15 protein-coding genes and 1 pseudogene are annotated in these 15,104 nt (G+C 44.7%); 10 read left to right on the top strand and 6 right to left on the bottom strand.

The genetic code is table 11. The features are described from left to right. Positions 1–5: 5 nt before the first annotated feature. Positions 6–803, bottom strand: a complete 798-nt coding sequence (locus tag B9T10_RS00155; RefSeq protein WP_425528734.1) for an SDR family NAD(P)-dependent oxidoreductase — start codon at positions 801–803, stop codon at positions 6–8. Then, the gene (locus tag B9T10_RS00150) at positions 800–1,630 is read right to left on the bottom strand and encodes an SMP-30/gluconolactonase/LRE family protein (RefSeq protein ID WP_094537508.1); all 831 of its coding nucleotides are present in this window, start codon (positions 1,628–1,630) and stop codon (positions 800–802) included. Before B9T10_RS00150 ends, B9T10_RS00155 begins: the two co-directional genes overlap by 4 nt. 177 nt (positions 1,631–1,807) lie before the next feature. Here B9T10_RS00150 and hisG point away from each other — a divergent pair, with 177 nt between their 5' ends. From hisG to hisIE, 7 genes and pseudogenes are all read left to right on the top strand, one after another. Continuing rightward, positions 1,808–2,701 carry an ATP phosphoribosyltransferase gene (gene hisG / locus B9T10_RS00145; RefSeq protein WP_008314075.1) on the top strand — a complete coding sequence of 298 codons (894 nt, stop codon included), beginning with the start codon at positions 1,808–1,810 and terminating at the stop codon, positions 2,699–2,701. Positions 2,702–2,706: 5 nt separating this feature from the next. After that, positions 2,707–4,002 carry a histidinol dehydrogenase gene (gene hisD, locus B9T10_RS00140; protein ID WP_094538013.1) on the top strand — a complete coding sequence of 432 codons (1,296 nt, stop codon included), beginning with the start codon at positions 2,707–2,709 and terminating at the stop codon, positions 4,000–4,002. Beyond that, entirely contained in the window at positions 3,999–5,039 is a 1,041-nt protein-coding gene (gene hisC / locus B9T10_RS00135) for a histidinol-phosphate transaminase (protein ID WP_094537507.1), read from the top strand. The genes hisD and hisC overlap by 4 nt, the downstream gene beginning before the upstream one ends. A 9-nt stretch (positions 5,040–5,048) precedes the next feature. Continuing rightward, positions 5,049–6,137, top strand: a complete 1,089-nt coding sequence (gene hisB / locus B9T10_RS00130) for a bifunctional histidinol-phosphatase/imidazoleglycerol-phosphate dehydratase HisB (protein WP_063503302.1) — start codon at positions 5,049–5,051, stop codon at positions 6,135–6,137. Continuing rightward, positions 6,134–6,868, top strand: coding sequence for a 1-(5-phosphoribosyl)-5-[(5-phosphoribosylamino)methylideneamino]imidazole-4-carboxamide isomerase (gene hisA / locus B9T10_RS00125; RefSeq protein ID WP_094537506.1), 735 nt, complete (start codon positions 6,134–6,136; stop codon positions 6,866–6,868). The genes hisB and hisA overlap by 4 nt, the downstream gene beginning before the upstream one ends. Beyond that, positions 6,853–7,608: pseudogene (gene hisF, locus B9T10_RS10345) on the top strand (imidazole glycerol phosphate synthase subunit HisF); the annotation flags it as partial. The gene hisA and the pseudogene hisF, both read left to right, overlap by 16 nt. Positions 7,609–7,623: 15 nt before the next feature. Further along, complete coding sequence (gene hisIE, locus B9T10_RS10340; RefSeq protein ID WP_343287107.1) at positions 7,624–8,217, top strand: bifunctional phosphoribosyl-AMP cyclohydrolase/phosphoribosyl-ATP diphosphatase HisIE; 594 nt, start codon at positions 7,624–7,626, stop codon at positions 8,215–8,217. A 39-nt stretch (positions 8,218–8,256) separates the two neighbouring features. On the opposite strand, the gene B9T10_RS00115 is transcribed toward hisIE, so the two are convergent. Together B9T10_RS00115 and B9T10_RS00110 are read right to left on the bottom strand one after the other, a co-directional pair. Then, a complete protein-coding gene (locus B9T10_RS00115; protein ID WP_008314062.1) occupies positions 8,257–8,799 on the bottom strand; it encodes a protoglobin domain-containing protein in 543 nt (180 codons plus the stop codon). Between the two features lie 286 nt (positions 8,800–9,085). Continuing rightward, on the bottom strand, positions 9,086–9,637 hold the full coding sequence (locus B9T10_RS00110) for a protoglobin domain-containing protein (protein WP_246781954.1): 552 nt from the start codon (positions 9,635–9,637) through the stop codon (positions 9,086–9,088). Positions 9,638–10,049: 412 nt separating this feature from the next. Here B9T10_RS00110 and B9T10_RS00105 point away from each other — a divergent pair, with 412 nt between their 5' ends. Both B9T10_RS00105 and B9T10_RS00100 read left to right on the top strand, forming a co-directional pair. Next, positions 10,050–11,606: a DEAD/DEAH box helicase gene (locus B9T10_RS00105; RefSeq protein WP_008314058.1), complete on the top strand. Its 1,557-nt coding sequence runs from the start codon at positions 10,050–10,052 to the stop codon at positions 11,604–11,606. Between the two features lie 69 nt (positions 11,607–11,675). Next, a complete protein-coding gene (locus B9T10_RS00100) occupies positions 11,676–12,023 on the top strand; it encodes an MliC family protein (protein WP_094490915.1) in 348 nt (115 codons plus the stop codon). Positions 12,024–12,090: 67 nt separating this feature from the next. Here B9T10_RS00100 and proP read toward each other — a convergent pair whose 3' ends face one another. Further along, positions 12,091–13,587 carry a glycine betaine/L-proline transporter ProP gene (proP, locus tag B9T10_RS00095; protein ID WP_094537504.1) on the bottom strand — a complete coding sequence of 499 codons (1,497 nt, stop codon included), beginning with the start codon at positions 13,585–13,587 and terminating at the stop codon, positions 12,091–12,093. A gap of 260 nt (positions 13,588–13,847) precedes the next feature. Then, entirely contained in the window at positions 13,848–14,666 is an 819-nt protein-coding gene (gene mutM / locus B9T10_RS00090; protein ID WP_094537503.1) for a bifunctional DNA-formamidopyrimidine glycosylase/DNA-(apurinic or apyrimidinic site) lyase, read from the bottom strand. 62 nt (positions 14,667–14,728) lie between these two features. Here mutM and B9T10_RS00085 point away from each other — a divergent pair, with 62 nt between their 5' ends. After that, on the top strand, positions 14,729–15,103 hold the full coding sequence (locus B9T10_RS00085; protein WP_018122998.1) for a DUF2069 domain-containing protein: 375 nt from the start codon (positions 14,729–14,731) through the stop codon (positions 15,101–15,103). Position 15,104 lies beyond the last annotated feature (1 nt).

Below are 15,104 nucleotides of genomic sequence, written 5' to 3'. Positions count from 1 at the left end.
GCTGTTTACTCCGGAAACAATAAGCCTGCATCCACCACAAAATCTTGCCCCGTGCAACCACGGCTCTCTTCTGAGGCAAGGAAAAGTGCAATTTTCGCACAATCTTCCACTTCTAGGCGAAATTTCAACATCTGTTTATCTAAAAATTCTTGATGGGCTTTTTCTAAACCTTTCGGATCATCTGCCCACATTTGATCTTGGCGATCTGTACGAATCGCCCCCGGCACCAAACAATTGACGCGGATATTATCCGCCCCAAGTTCACGGGCTAAGGTGCGCGTCATGCCGAAAATGGCAGCTTTTGCAGTGGTATAACACACCATATTTGGTAAACCTTGCATCCATGACGTTGAGCCCATATTGATGATGCTGCCGCCGCCACGTTTTGCCATGATTGGCGCAATGCGCTGAATGGCAAAGAGCTGATGACGCAAATTGATGTTCATGCGATCATCCCAATAGGCCTCTGTCACCTCAAATAAGCTGTGGCGATCATCACGCGCGGCATTATTGATCAACACATCAATGCCACCAAAATGGTGCGTTGCTTGATCAATACACGCTTGATAGGCTGCAATGTCCCGCACATCACAAGGCTGAAAATAGAGATCCGGATGATTCAAGCGTGCCACTAATGCATTGCCCGCCGCTTCATCATAATCAATGAACGCAACCTTTGCCCCTTGCTGCAAAAACGCTTCCACAAAACCTTCCCCAATGCCGGATGCACCGCCTGATAAAAACAGTACTTTGTCCTTTAGGGAGTGATAAATTGCCGTTGTATAATTTTTATTCATGATCATGCTCCTAATGAAAAATAGTGGGCAGGCACCCCTTTAACAGGCGCTTTGCATTGATATAATTGTCCGCTGTGATTGTCTGATGCATCCGCATATTCGCGGGAACTTGTGACAAAAAGCGTGGTTAAATCCTTGCCGCCAAATGCCATCATGGTGGGATAACGACTGGGCACATTAAGGGTTTCGATGATGTTGCCATCCGTATTGCGTACCGTTAAACGCCCTGCGCCAAAATCTGCACTCCAATAGTGACCTTCTGCATCAAATTGCCCGCCATCGGGTTGTCCACCTTTGGCAAAAATACTGCGCTCGCCAATGATGTGGCCATTGCTTGGATCTAACGGATAGCGGTAAATCGTGGCCGTTTGGGTATCTGAATAGAGCATATGGGTGCCATCTGGCGAAAAGGCAATGCCATTGACGATGTGTAAACCAGTATCGATCACTTCAAGCGTACCGTTTGCATGCATGCAACAAAGTACCGCGCCCGCCGCTTCACTCTCAAACACTGTGCCGCACCAAAAGCGCCCCCAAGGATCGACTTTGCCATCATTAAAGCGGCTATGGGCATGATCACTTGGAATGTTCGCTAAATGTTCTATTTTCTCACCATAGGCATTCAATCGATACACACCTGTGCGCATCGCAGCAATGAAACCACCTTCTTTGATTAATCCAATACAACCAATGTTTTCAGCCACAGGCCATGATTGAAGCGCATCTTTGATTGGATCATATTGAATGATGGCATTGCCTAAAATGTCCACATAATAGAGGCATTGATCCCGCTCACTCCAAACGGGGGATTCACCGAGCAATGTTTTCACCATGTGCACTCCTTATTGTTGATTCATCTGGGCTAATTTTCTTATCAATTCATTCTCTTAGTGATCATTACTATAACAGAGATGAAAATTTTATAAAAAAATGGTTGCATTAAATCAAATCAATTGTACTATTATAGTAGTACAGTATTAAGATAATTCAAAAAACACCAAAGGAATGCCATGCAAAATCAACGTTTGAAAATTGCCATCCAGAAATCTGGTCGACTCAGCCAAGATTGCGAAAATCTCCTCAAGCAATGCGGCCTTAAAATCACCATTCAAAAAGATAAGCTCATTGCCCATGTGGAAAATATGCCCATCGACATTTTGCGTGTGCGTGATGACGACATTCCGGGGCTCATTTTTGATGGTGTGGTGGACATTGGCGTTGTGGGGCAAAACGTCCTTGAAGAAGTGGCTCTGAGCCGCGAAGGCAAAATGGACAATCAATACATTGCGTTAAAAGAACTGCCTTTTGGCGCATGCCGTTTATCCATCGCCATTCCTAAAGAACGCCCCTATCAAGATGTGACAGATCTCACAAATCTACGCATCGCAACCTCTTATCCTTATCTGTTAAAGCGCTTTTTAGATGAGAAAAACATCCCCTTTAAAACCTCAATGCTCAATGGTTCTGTAGAAGTTGCCCCGCGCGCAGGCCTTGCCGATGCCATTTGCGACCTTGTCTCAACCGGCGCAACATTAGAAGCAAATGGTTTACGCGAAGTGGATGTGATCTATCGCTCAACCGCTGCCCTCATTCAAACCACCGCGCCGATGAGTGCAGATAAGCAAGCGCTCATCAATAAACTCATGTGCCGCATTCAAGGCGTCACCCAAGCGATTGAATCAAAATACATCATGCTCCATGCGCCAAAAGATCGCTTAGAAGAGATTTGTTCATTATTGCCCGGGGCAGAAACCCCAACGATTTTACCCCTCACCAATGATCAATCGCGCGTCGCGATCCATATGGTGAGCACCGAATCCCTCTTCTGGGAGACGATGGAAGCCCTCAAGGCCAAAGGGGCCAGCGCAATTTTAGTGTTACCAATTGAAAAAATGATGGAGTAGTTGTGATGCGTACAGTTGTTTGGAATGAATTAACCACCGAAAAACAGGCCGAAATTTTACAGCGCCCTGTGCAAATGAGCGCCGAAAGTTTAGAAAGTCGTGTCCGCGCCATTGGCGAAGCGATCGAGACTGAAGGCGATGCTGCCCTGCTTCGCTTTACGGCACAATTTGATGGCACAGAATTAACTGAAGTGCTGTTGCCACAATCTGCCTTTGCCGCGGCGGAGCAAAATCTCTCTGATGAGTTCAAAGCTGCCCTTAAAAATGCGTATGACAACATCTATCAATTCCACAAAGCCCAACAAACGCCGCCGATTACAGTGGAAACGCAAAAAGGCGTGGTGTGCGAAGTGGTCACGCGCCCAATTGAAAAAGTGGGCTTGTACATTCCGGGCGGAACAGCGCCACTGTTTTCCACAGTATTAATGTTGGCCATTCCGGCGCAGATTGCAGGTTGCCAACGCATTGTGCTCGCCTCACCGCCAACGATTGCCGATGAGATCATTTATGCGGCCAAATTATGCGGCATTGACACCATTTACACCATGGGCGGCGCGCAAGCCATCTTTGCTTTAGGCCTTGGCACTGAACAAGTGGAAAAAGTGGATAAAATCTTTGGCCCGGGCAATAGCTATGTGACAGAAGCTAAACGCCAAGTGAGCCAACGCGTCAATGGTGCAGCGATTGACATGCCCGCGGGTCCATCTGAAGTGTTGGTGATTGCGGATGATTCCGCAGATCCCGATTTTGTGGCCTCTGATCTTCTGTCCCAAGCGGAGCACGGCGCGGATTCTCAAGTGATTTTAGTCACCACATCTCAAGAAATGGCTGAACGCGTCAATGCTGCGTTAGATTATTGGCTTGCGCGCCTCTCTCGAAAAGATGTGGCCACCGAATCCCTTCGCCACAGCACCACCATCATTGTGGATGATTTGACGAAAGCGGTGCACGTCAGCAATCAATATGCGCCTGAGCACTTGATTTTACAAACTCAAGCGCCGCGCGATTTATTGCCAAGCATTCAGCATGCAGGCTCTGTCTTTGTGGGGCAATATTCTCCTGAATCCATGGGTGATTATGCTTCTGGCACCAATCACGTTTTGCCCACATATGGCTATGCAAAAACGGTCTCAAGCTTGGGATTGGCAGATTTCAGTAAACGCATGACCATCCAAGAAATCTCCGAAGAGGGATTAAAAGCGTTAGGCCCCATCGTCTCTCTTTTGGCAGAGAAAGAGTTGTTAGATGCCCACAAATTAGCCGTCGATCTTCGTTTAGAGAAAGTGAAGGAGCGCGCATGAACATCGAAAAACGCAGCCTCAATACCTTAGAGCCATATTCTGTCGCGCCTCGTGATGAAGATCCGCGCGCCATCTATTTAGATGCCAATGAGAACCCTTATCCGCAAACCTTTACCCTAACCAATGCAACGTTTAATCGTTACCCTGAATCTCAGCCAACGGTATTGATTGAGCGCTATGCAAAATTTTTGGGTGTACAACCGGAGAATATTCTCGTGTCCCTTGGCGGCGATGAAGCGATTAAGCTCATCATTGAGGCATATTGCAATGGTGATGAAGATGCCATTCTCTGTTCACCACCCACTTTTAGCATGTATGCCATTGACGCTCAAGTGGTGGGTGCAAAAGTGCTCACAGCACCTTTGACACAAGATTTTCAGCTTGATGTGCCTGCCCTTTTAGAATCTATGAAAGATGCAAAAGTGGTGTTCATCTGCTCGCCAAATAATCCCACCGGCAATGTGATGAAGCTTGACGAGATGGAAACCATTTTGCGCGCTGCTGACCATGCCATTGTGGTGGTGGATGAAGCATACATTGAGTTTGCTGATCAACCAAGCTTTGCAAGCCGCTTAGCAGAATTCCCAAATCTTGCAATTATCCGCACATTGTCTAAAGCCTTTGGTTTAGCGGGCATTCGCTGCGGCTTTACGGTGGCCAATCCTGAGGTTATTCGCACCCTTAAAAAGGTGATTGCGCCCTATCCGATGCCTTCGCCCGTTGTGGCGATTGCAGAATCTGCGTTAACGGATGCCGCCATTGACCAAATGAAAGCGAATGTTGCGCGCATTCAAGCCACTAAAAGCCATTTCATCGAAGCGCTTGCCACCCTCGATTGCGTGACCAAGGTTTATCGAAGTGATGCCAACTTTGTGCTCATTGAAGTGACCGCCGCCGATGCACTGATGGCGCACCTTAAAAATGAACACATTTATGTGAAACGTCAATCGGGTGCGTTCAGTGATCTCATTCGCATCAGCATCGGGACAGATGAAGAGATGGCGCGCGTCATCACTGCCCTTAAAAATTTTGTTTAGGAGAAAGACATGCAAAATATTTTATTCATCGATCGTGATGGCACTTTAATTGATGAGCCAAAAACCGATTTTCAAATCGATTCCCTTGAGAAATTAAGTTTTGAGCCGAATGTGATTCCGGCATTGCTTGCACTACAAAAAGCCGGTTACCGTTTTGTGATGGTGAGCAATCAAGATGGACTGGGCACAGAATCTTTCCCACAAGAGACTTTTGATGCACCCCACAATAAAATGATGGCGCTCTTTGAATCCCAAGGCATTACTTTTGATGAAGTGCTCATCTGCCCACATTTTCAAGAAGATGACTGTCATTGCAGAAAGCCAAAATTGGGCTTAGTGCAACGTTATTTAGATGAAAAACTGTTTGATCCGAATCACAGTTATGTGATCGGGGATCGCCCAACGGATGTGGCATTGGCAGAAAACATGGGCATTGCTGCCATTCAATATCATCCTGAGCAACTGCCTTGGTCATTGATTGTGGAAAAATTGGTGCCCATGACTTTATGCAGCGGTGATCGCACCCCAAGAACCGCCAGCGTTACGCGCACCACAAAAGAGACGGACATCAATGTGACGGTTTATTTAGATGAAACCGGTCACAGCCACATTCACACAGGGTTGCCATTTTTTGATCACATGCTCGATCAAATCGCCACCCACGGCGGCTTTCGTTTAGAACTCAATGTGAAAGGTGACATTGAAATTGATGATCACCACACAGTGGAAGACACGGCGATTGCCCTTGGCGAAGCACTGCGTGAAGCCCTTGGCGATAAGCGCGGCATTGCCCGTTTTGGTTTTGTGTTGCCAATGGATGAATGTAAAGCCTCATGCACCTTAGATTTATCAGGCCGCCCGCATTTAGAATTTGATGCCAAGTTTAAACGTGATCAAATCGGCACATTCAGCACAGAAATGGTGTCACACTTTTTCCGCTCACTCGCCTATTCACTCGGCTGCACATTGCACTTGAAAGCCAAAGGCAAAAACACACATCACAAAATTGAATCACTTTTTAAAGTCTTTGGCCGCACATTGCGTCAAGCCATTAAAGTGGAAGGCACAGATTTACCCAGCTCTAAGGGATTATTATGATCATCATTCCAGCATTAGACTTAATCAATGGTCAAGTGGTGCGTTTGCAGCAAGGCGATTATGGCAAGCAAACCACGTTTACGGTTTCTCCCGTTGAACAATTTCAGCGCTACATTGCAGGCGGTGCGAGTTATCTTCATTTAGTGGATTTAGATGGCGCTAAAGATCCCCTCAAGCGCCAATTGACCACGATCGAACAACTGGTTAAATCCGTCAATGTGCCCATTCAAGTGGGCGGCGGCATTCGCACAGAAAAGGATGTCGAAAACTTATTAAAGATTGGCGTCACGCGCGTGGTGATTGGCTCAACAGCCATTCAATCGCCCGAGCTCGTCAAAACTTGGTTTAAGCGCTTTGGCGCAGATCGCTTGGTGCTTGCGTTAGATGTGCGCATCGAACACGGTGAAAAACGCATCGCCATCAGCGGCTGGCAAGAGACATCCCATAAAACGTTAGAATCCGTCATTGATGATTTTTTAACGGTGGGGTTAGAGCATGTTTTATGCACAGACATTTCTAAAGATGGCATGCTCAGCGGCTCAAATGTCGAGTTATATCAAGAAATTGCGGCTGATTATCCGTCCATTCAATTTCAAGCATCGGGCGGCATTGGTGGGCTCAGTGACATCAAAGCCCTTGAACCCACCAATGTTTTTGGCGTCATCGTGGGGCGCGCATTATTAGACAATCAATTTTCCGTACAGGAGGCAATCGAATGCTTGCAAAAATAGTGGCATGTTTAGATGTCAAAGATGGTGTGGTGGTCAAAGGCACACAGTTTAAAAACCATGAAATTATGGGCGACATTGTGGCACTTGCCAAGCGCTACAATGAAGAAGGCGCCGATGAAATTGTCATTTACGACATCACCGCGAGCACCAAAAATGATTTGGTGGATAAATCATGGATTCAAAAAGTCGCCGCGGTGATCGATGTACCATTATGCGTGGCTGGTGGCATTCGATCGATTGAGGATGCACAAGTGGTGTTTGATAATGGTGCACAGAAAATCTCCATCAACTCTCCTGCCTTAGCGAATCCTGATTTAATCAATGAACTGTCAGAAACCTTTGGGAAATCCCGCGTTGTGGTGGGCATTGACTCCTATTATGATCAAGCGCGCGACGATTATTTTGTTTATGCCTTAACTGGTGATCCTGACACCACATTAGAAACCGAATGGCGCACGGAAGATTGGATCAAAGAAGTAGAAAAGCGCGGCGCCGGTGAAATCGTTTTAAACATGATGAACCAAGATGGCGTTCGCCGTGGCTATGATTTGGTGCAATTGGCCAAATTCTCGGCATTGACTTCATTGCCCATCGTGGCATCGGGCGGCGCAGGCGCACCTGAGCACTTTTTAGAAGCTTACACCAAAGGCAATGCTGCGGGCACCCTTGGTGCATCTGCCTTTCATAAAAAAATCGTGCACATTGGCGAGCTCAAAGATTATCTACGCGCCAATGGCTTAACAGCCCACGGCAAAATCAATTGGGAGAAAGTGGGCGGCTTATTGCCCGTGATTGTACAGGATCATCAAACGGCGGAAGTGTTGATGTTTGGCGTGATGACGCCAGATGCCTTGAAAAAAACATTGACTGAACAGGTGGTGACGTTTTTCTCCCGCACAAAAAATCGTTTATGGACGAAGGGCGAAACCTCTGGCAATTTCTTAAAAGTGGTCAATTATACGTTAGATTGTGATCAAGATACGCTGCTCATTACCGTCAATCCCATTGGCAACACTTGTCATTTAGGCAATGCTAGTTGCTTTGATGGCGTTTCAAACCAATTGCCGTGGGTCTTTTTCAGTCAATTGGAAAAATTATTGGAATCACGTAAAAATAGTGACCCTGAAAGCTCTTACACCGCAGCACTCTATGCCAAAGGCACCAAGCGCATTGCGCAAAAAGTGGGCGAAGAAGGTGTGGAAGTTGCACTTGCGGCAACGGTGCAGGATAAAGAGGAACTCGTCAATGAAGCGGCGGATCTCTTATATCACGCAACGGTATTGCTCCATGATCAGGATTTATCATGGCAAGATGTGATTGCGGTCTTAAAGCGCCGCCATGGCCAATGATTGATCCAAATCGATCCCACTCTGATGAGTGGGATTTTTTTAACCCATTAATCTTTGTAATAGCTTTTTTGAAATGCCCGTCACTTCCAATAAACGATCACTGTAGCTGCTGTCGATCACAAATTGATTGATGTCGAGCATTTTTAACACAGGTGAAATCAATTCTGATTGTGAATACCCCAGTGCATCAGCATCTTCACGGGTGATGAGCTTTGGAAATTCCGCACGCAAATAGCTCATGCTTGCAGCGACAAACAACGGCGCAATGTGCAGTTTTGCATGCACGCGGCCAATGTTCCATAAAAAATCCACATACGCTTGATCAAAATTTTCCGTAAACAGACCTTGCAGCCATGCCAAATGCGTGGATTTTAAAGCATCAATGCGACCTTCTAAATAATGCGCCGTTGTCTCATTGCCCTGCAATTGCGCATAAAACTGTTCCGTCAGCTGCCCAAGCTTTGGCAAAACAAGCGGCTGCAATGTGCGCAAAATTTCCACATCTGCTTGTGTAAAATGGTTAATGTCCAGCAATACATCTAAATCTTCATTCGTAATGCCGAATGTATTTTTTATGCTCATCCTTACTCCTTCATTTTGTATTTATATTGGTCAGTTCAACTGACTTTTCTGAGAGTAGCAATGAAATTTTCTAAATTCAAGATTCTTATCATCAGAGAATTTTCTCACATCCTGTTTATTGATTAATATCAACAATATTGATCTCATCTACCCTTAAAAATATTGATAAATCATCATCTTAATTCATAAGATGGCAAGTATATAGGATCAATATGACAAGCACATGACAGGCATGAAATAAAAAAAGACCAGCGATGCTGGTCATTCAATCACCATTAAATAGGCATCAGCTCATTAAACGCTGTAACAATTTTTTCGAGATGCCTGTCACTTCTAATAGGCGCTCGTTGTAACTGTTGTCGATCACGAATTGATTGATGTCGAGCATTTTTAGAATCGGGGACACCAATTCAGATTGCGTGCATCCTAAAGTTTGCGCCGCTTCATAGCTGATTAATTTTGGAAACTCCGCACGCAAATAGCTCATGCTTGCCGCGACAAACAATGGCGCAATGTGCAATTTTGCATGCACGCGACCAATGTTCCATAAAAAATCCACATACGCTTGATCAAAATTTTCCGTAAATAGACCTTGCAGCCATGCCAAGTGCGTGGCTTTTAACGCTTCTAAACGCCCCTCTAAATAGTGAGCAGTGGTTGGGTTGCCTTGTAATTGAATATAAAATTTTTCTGTTAATTCTGGGAGTTTAGACTCAACAATCGGGCGCAATCGGTGGAGTGTCGCCACATCCGATTCAGTAAAATTATTAATATCTAATAAAACATCTAACTCTTCATTTTTAATGCCAAATGTATTTTTTATGGTCACGAACTTCATTCCTTACAATTCACGATTTGCTTAACAAGTTTATAATAGTTCTTTAATGTATGAGATCCATTGATTTACATAAATACGCCTTTCTCATCATTAATTGGGAGTGGTTAATCTTTTAATGCCATTTTATAGTAGCATAAAATTTTTTTATTGTGCCCACACTACTTACTTTTCATTACGCTCAAACCGAAACATCAAAGTTTGATGATAAAATTTGGTCAATTTTAAACAGTGCTATCATTTTATAAAAAAGTCTGTATAATTCACAGGCTTCATTGAATTCTAGAGTCTACATGCATATTTCTATATTTGCCTCACCCTCGCGCGTCAAGCCGCCACGTAGTATTCCGTGAACACCCTCCCTTTTTAATCAAGTTAAGGTGCCTCAAATCACTTTGAGGTAGATATATTATTTATGCTTTTTTCAGACTTAGATCTACATCCTATTTTATTAAACGCGTTAAATGAAATGGGCTATCAATCCCCGACGCCTGTGCAATCTGAAGTATTACCGATTGCATTAACCGGTCAGGATTTAATGGTGAGCAGCCAAACAGGTAGCGGTAAAACCGCTGCATTCTTATTGCCTGTCTTAAATATTTTATTAGACTTACCGGCTGAAAAGCGCCCGTTCCGTCCTAAAGGCGAACGTGGTTTTGGTAAGATGAAAGAGAACATTAAACCTAAAGCATTGGTGCTTTGCCCAACGCGCGAATTGGCGCAACAAGTGGCAAAAGAAGCCATTCGCTTAAAAGGTATGGCCAAAGGCGTTCGCATCTCCACAGTTGTGGGCGGCATGCCATATGGTCAACAAATCCGCGAATTAGAAAACGTGACCATTTTAGTGGCAACCCCTGGCCGTTTGTTAGACTTATACAATCAAAAAGTCATCAACTTGTCAGAAGTTGAATTCTTCGTGGCCGATGAAGCCGATCGTATGTTAGATCTAGGCTTTGCTGAAGACTTAGAACTCATTCACAAAGCTTGTACAAACTGCGAACAAAACTTAATGTTCTCAGCCACATTCCCTAAAAACATCATGCGCTTAGCTGAAGAGATGATGACAGAACCTCATAAAATTGAGCTCTCTTCAAAAAGCATCTTAAATGAAAACATCACACAACAAATCAACTTTGCCGATGACAGATCTCACCAAAGAGAATTGTTAATGCATTGGTTGCGTTCTCCATCTTTAGATCAAGCAGTTGTGTTTACCCCAACGCAAATCGAAAGTGAAGAAATCGCTGAATTGTTAGAAGATGAAGGTTTTTCTGTGACATTCTTACACGGTGGCATTCCACAAAAAGTGCGTAACCGTCGTTTAGAAACATTGCGTAAAGGCCGCACTAAAATCTTAGTGGCGACAGACGTTGCCGCTCGTGGTATCGACATCGCCACGGTGACACACGTCATCAACATTGGTTTACCAATGAAAGCGGAAGATTACGTGCATCGTATTGGTCGTACAGGCCGTGCGGGTCGTAAAGGTGATGCCATCAGCTTAGTGAATGTCCGCGATCATAAACGTGTGCGTGACATCTCTGATTACACTTCTTTCAAAATCGATGTTTTAACGGTTGAAGGTTTAGAGCCAACCTTAGATCCTAATGATTTTAGAGAAAGCCGCAACAAAAAAGGTGGCCGTTCACGCCGTGGTAATGGTGGTGGCAATGGTCGTTACGGTAAATCATCTGGCGGTGCACGCCGTTCTGATCGCGGTGGTGATCGTGAACGCGCCCCACGTGCTGAACGTGAAAACCGTGAACCTCGTGGTGGTGAAGCACGTGCTGAAAAACCAAAAAGAGAACGTAAATCCTCTTCTGAGTTTTTTGATGCACCTAAAGGTGATCGCGATTCTCGTGGCGCTGAAAAAAAACGTTTTAAGTCTGAACGATCAGACCGCCCTGCACGTCCTGCAGGCGACCGTCCTCGTGCCCCTAAAGCACATTCAAGACGCACTCGCTCAGAATAATCTCGAGCTCGTCTAGCCATCTCCTATGCTTTGTGTCTATAATGGGCACTTTAGCATAGGAGATTTTTTATGAAAAACGCTTTAAAAATCATCACACTTTCTGCTGCTGTATTGGGTTTAAGTGCTTGTGCAACCACAGAACCCTCTGCATTTAAAGGCTATGAAACAGCCACTGTAGAAAATTATGTATGCGGTGCGGATAAAGTGACAGCAACCTTCATGAACAATGATCAAAACAGCATTGCCCTAGTCTCTGTGAATGGTGAAGCACCCGTTTTATTGGCCAATGTCATTTCTGCAAGTGGCGCTAAATATGCCGGCGGCATTTACGAATTATGGACAAAAGGCAAAACGGCCACTTTCACCAATTTTATGGGTCAATCCAAAAATGGTGTGGCATGTAAATCTGCCTCTTAATATCAGCTGAATCATAAAAAAAGCATTGTGAAAACAATGCTTTTTTTGTTTCTGTTATTGAATATACTTATTCATCAATTTCAGGATGCTGTAAAATCAACTGTTCCCGACGCTTTTGTAAGCGGGCAATCTCTTCATCGATGCTTTCAATTTTGCCCTCAATGCGATCATAATGGGCTTGCAAAATTTCTTTCGCCTCACGTCGATTCGATGCCACGGGTGTTTCACCACTCAATGGGCGATTGGCCGTCTCTTTCATGTGATACACCGTGATAAAACCAACGCCAGCTATCACCATCAAATAATATGCGGGCATGTATAAATTGTGCGTGGTTTCCACAAGCCAAGCCGCAACGGTTGGGGTAAAACCTGCAATCAATACCGAGATATTAAAGGCAATTGCCATGGCACTGTAACGCACATGAGTTGGGAAAATCGCCGGTAAAATGGATGCCGTCACACCTGTAAAACAGCTCAATAAAGTTGCTAAAACCATCAAACCCAAAAAGATGAGCACAACATTACCCGTATTGATGAGGTAAAAAGCCGGAATGGCGCACATAAACAGACCAATGCTGCCCATCTGCACAAAAATACGGCGGCCAAAACGGTCACTCAACAAACCAATCACTGGCTGAATCACCAAAATACCAAGCATAATGGCAATGATGATCAACACACCATGATCCACGCTGTACTCAAGATTGTGAGACAGATAACTTGGCATGTACGTCAATAACATATAGTAAGTGACATTTGTTGCCATCACTAAACCGATGCACACCAAAATGCTTTTAAAATTATTACGGATGATCTGTAACAACGACTCTTTTTCTTCGCCTTCACCCTTTTCTAAACTTTCGGTATGCTTTTGGAAAGTGGGTGTTTCATCTAGGGCACTGCGTAAATACATGCCAATGATACCAAGGGGGCCTGCAATGAAAAATGGAATTCTCCAGCCCCATTCCTCAAAGCGCTCTTGCCCAAGCAACATCGTGATGACAACCACCACACCTGCACCCAATACAAAGCCTGCAATCGAGCCAAAATCCAACCAACTGCCCAAAAATCCGCGTTTACGATCAGGTGCATATTCTGCCACAAAAATCGCCGCGCCTGTGTATTCACCGCCCACAGAAAAGCCCTGTGCCAATTTAGCAATTAAGAGCAAAACAGGTGCCCAAATGCCGATGGTTGCATACGATGGAATGAGCCCGATGGAAAACGTACTCACGGACATAATGATGATGGTGATGGCTAGAATTTTCTGGCGGCCAAATTTGTCCCCAAGCACACCAAAAAAGATACCACCGAGCGGTCGCACTAAAAATGGAACGGAAAATGTGGCCAAAGATGCCACCAATTGCACGCTTGGGGATGCTTCCGGAAAGAAGACTTTACCCAGCACATAGGCTAAGAAACCATACACACCAAAGTCAAACCACTCAATGGCGTTACCAAGTGCGGCGGCTGTGATTGCCTTTTTAAATTGATCATCCTTGATGATGGTGATGTCTTCTAGCTCAAGGGGTTGAAGATTCTCTGTTTGTGTCGCCTCTGACATTGGTTCTCCTTTCTCATAGATCGGGTCGCCAATCGAAATGCCTTACATACATAATAACTAAAATTTATTATTACCTACATATACAGTGAACGTATCGTGCCATATAATCGGTTTTTATTCTCTGATAATACAACTCAATACTTAATTTTAATCAAAACTACCGATGGATCGTTAATTTTAGGTTACATTAAGATTGACAAACATAAATAATCGTCCATTAGGATAACAAATTTTAGCTCATTTATCATTTAAAATATCAATTAATCCTGTTTTGGCTGACAATTTGGGCACCAAAATGTCGAGCGCTGCGCCACCACACATTTTTCAATCAATGTGCCACAGGTTAAACAGGGTTCACCTTCACGCCCGTAAACAGAGAGCATTTGCGCAAAATAGCCATGCGTGCCATCGGGCTGAATAAAATCACGCAACGTAGTGCCGCCATCTTGAATCGAGCGCGCCAATACTGCACGAATATTGCTCACCAATGCGGTGCATTGCGCTTGTGTTAAATCTTGTGTGCGAGTCAAAGGATGAATGCCGCTCATGAATAATGACTCATTGGCATAAATATTCCCAACGCCCACCACAAAGCGCTGATCCATCAAAAATGCCTTAATCGGCTGCTTTTTGCGGACAATGATGGACTGAAAATAATCGACATTAAACTCATCACTCAAAGGCTCGGGGGCCAATTTTGTGAGATAATCTGGCGTCACATCTCCTTGATAGAGCTGTACAAAACCAAAACGGCGCGGATCATGATAACGAAGCTCCCTTCCATTTGAGAGATGAAACACCAAGTGATCATGCTTTTTTAAAGGCTCATCAGGCAAGCTCACGCGTAAACTGCCGGACATGCCTAAATGCACAATCAAATAAAAGCCTGCCGTGTGAATCATCAAATATTTGGCACGGCGCGTGACATCCGTAATGGTTTGATTTTCCATTAATAAAATGGCATCCTCCACAGGATAGCGCAATGATCGATGATGAATGTCGATTTTCGTGATCGACTCATTGAGCAAATATGGTGCAACGCCGCGCTTGGTGGTTTCGACTTCTGGTAATTCTGGCATGATGATCCCGCTCGTTTGAAAACATGGTAAAATCGCTTCATTGTACTCATAATGGATCTGTTATGCACCACCCTATTCTTCCTTTATCGCGCATTTTGACGCTCGCAGGCTATGCCATTTTATTCATCACACTGTTGCTTGGCATCGTGCTGAAAAAAATTCATTCAGAATTGCCGGAGGGCTTTTTGATCATCATTTGGATTGTGCCACTCCTCTTTCCTTTGCGCGGTTTACTGCAGGCAAAACGTTATACCCACGCTTGGGGCAGCTTTTTGGCGTGTTGGTATTTAGTGGTGGGCGTGGATTTATGGCAAGCGAATCCCGCGATCTCCGCAACAGTTTTAATGAGCACCACCATTTGGTTCACAGGCATGGTGCTCTTTGCACGCTTTTCACCCTTTGATTGGAAAGTGATTCCGCGCCCACGTGGTAAGTGAT

The sequence above is a fragment of the Wohlfahrtiimonas chitiniclastica genome (assembly GCF_002252325.1).
In the GTDB taxonomy this organism is placed as follows: Bacteria; Pseudomonadota; Gammaproteobacteria; order Cardiobacteriales; family Wohlfahrtiimonadaceae; genus Wohlfahrtiimonas; species Wohlfahrtiimonas chitiniclastica.
Note: the sequence above shows the minus strand (reverse complement) of the source record. Positions and strands in the feature narration are given on the sequence as shown.

Excerpts from the sequence above, each read along its gene's own strand:
- B9T10_RS00155 (WP_425528734.1), bottom strand. The coding sequence starts at position 803 with ATGATCATGAATAAAAATTATACAACGGCAATTTATCACTCCCTAAAG.
- B9T10_RS00150 (WP_094537508.1), bottom strand. The coding sequence starts at position 1,630 with ATGGTGAAAACATTGCTCGGTGAATCCCCCGTTTGGAGTGAGCGGGAT.
- hisG (WP_008314075.1), top strand. The coding sequence starts at position 1,808 with ATGCAAAATCAACGTTTGAAAATTGCCATCCAGAAATCTGGTCGACTC.
- hisD (WP_094538013.1), top strand. The coding sequence starts at position 2,707 with ATGCGTACAGTTGTTTGGAATGAATTAACCACCGAAAAACAGGCCGAA.
- hisC (WP_094537507.1), top strand. The coding sequence starts at position 3,999 with ATGAACATCGAAAAACGCAGCCTCAATACCTTAGAGCCATATTCTGTC.
- hisB (WP_063503302.1), top strand. The coding sequence starts at position 5,049 with ATGCAAAATATTTTATTCATCGATCGTGATGGCACTTTAATTGATGAG.
- hisA (WP_094537506.1), top strand. The coding sequence starts at position 6,134 with ATGATCATCATTCCAGCATTAGACTTAATCAATGGTCAAGTGGTGCGT.
- B9T10_RS00115 (WP_008314062.1), bottom strand. The coding sequence starts at position 8,799 with ATGAGCATAAAAAATACATTCGGCATTACGAATGAAGATTTAGATGTA.
- B9T10_RS00110 (WP_246781954.1), bottom strand. The coding sequence starts at position 9,637 with ATGAAGTTCGTGACCATAAAAAATACATTTGGCATTAAAAATGAAGAG.
- B9T10_RS00105 (WP_008314058.1), top strand. The coding sequence starts at position 10,050 with ATGCTTTTTTCAGACTTAGATCTACATCCTATTTTATTAAACGCGTTA.
- B9T10_RS00100 (WP_094490915.1), top strand. The coding sequence starts at position 11,676 with ATGAAAAACGCTTTAAAAATCATCACACTTTCTGCTGCTGTATTGGGT.
- proP (WP_094537504.1), bottom strand. The coding sequence starts at position 13,587 with ATGTCAGAGGCGACACAAACAGAGAATCTTCAACCCCTTGAGCTAGAA.
- mutM (WP_094537503.1), bottom strand. The coding sequence starts at position 14,666 with ATGCCAGAATTACCAGAAGTCGAAACCACCAAGCGCGGCGTTGCACCA.
- B9T10_RS00085 (WP_018122998.1), top strand. The coding sequence starts at position 14,729 with ATGCACCACCCTATTCTTCCTTTATCGCGCATTTTGACGCTCGCAGGC.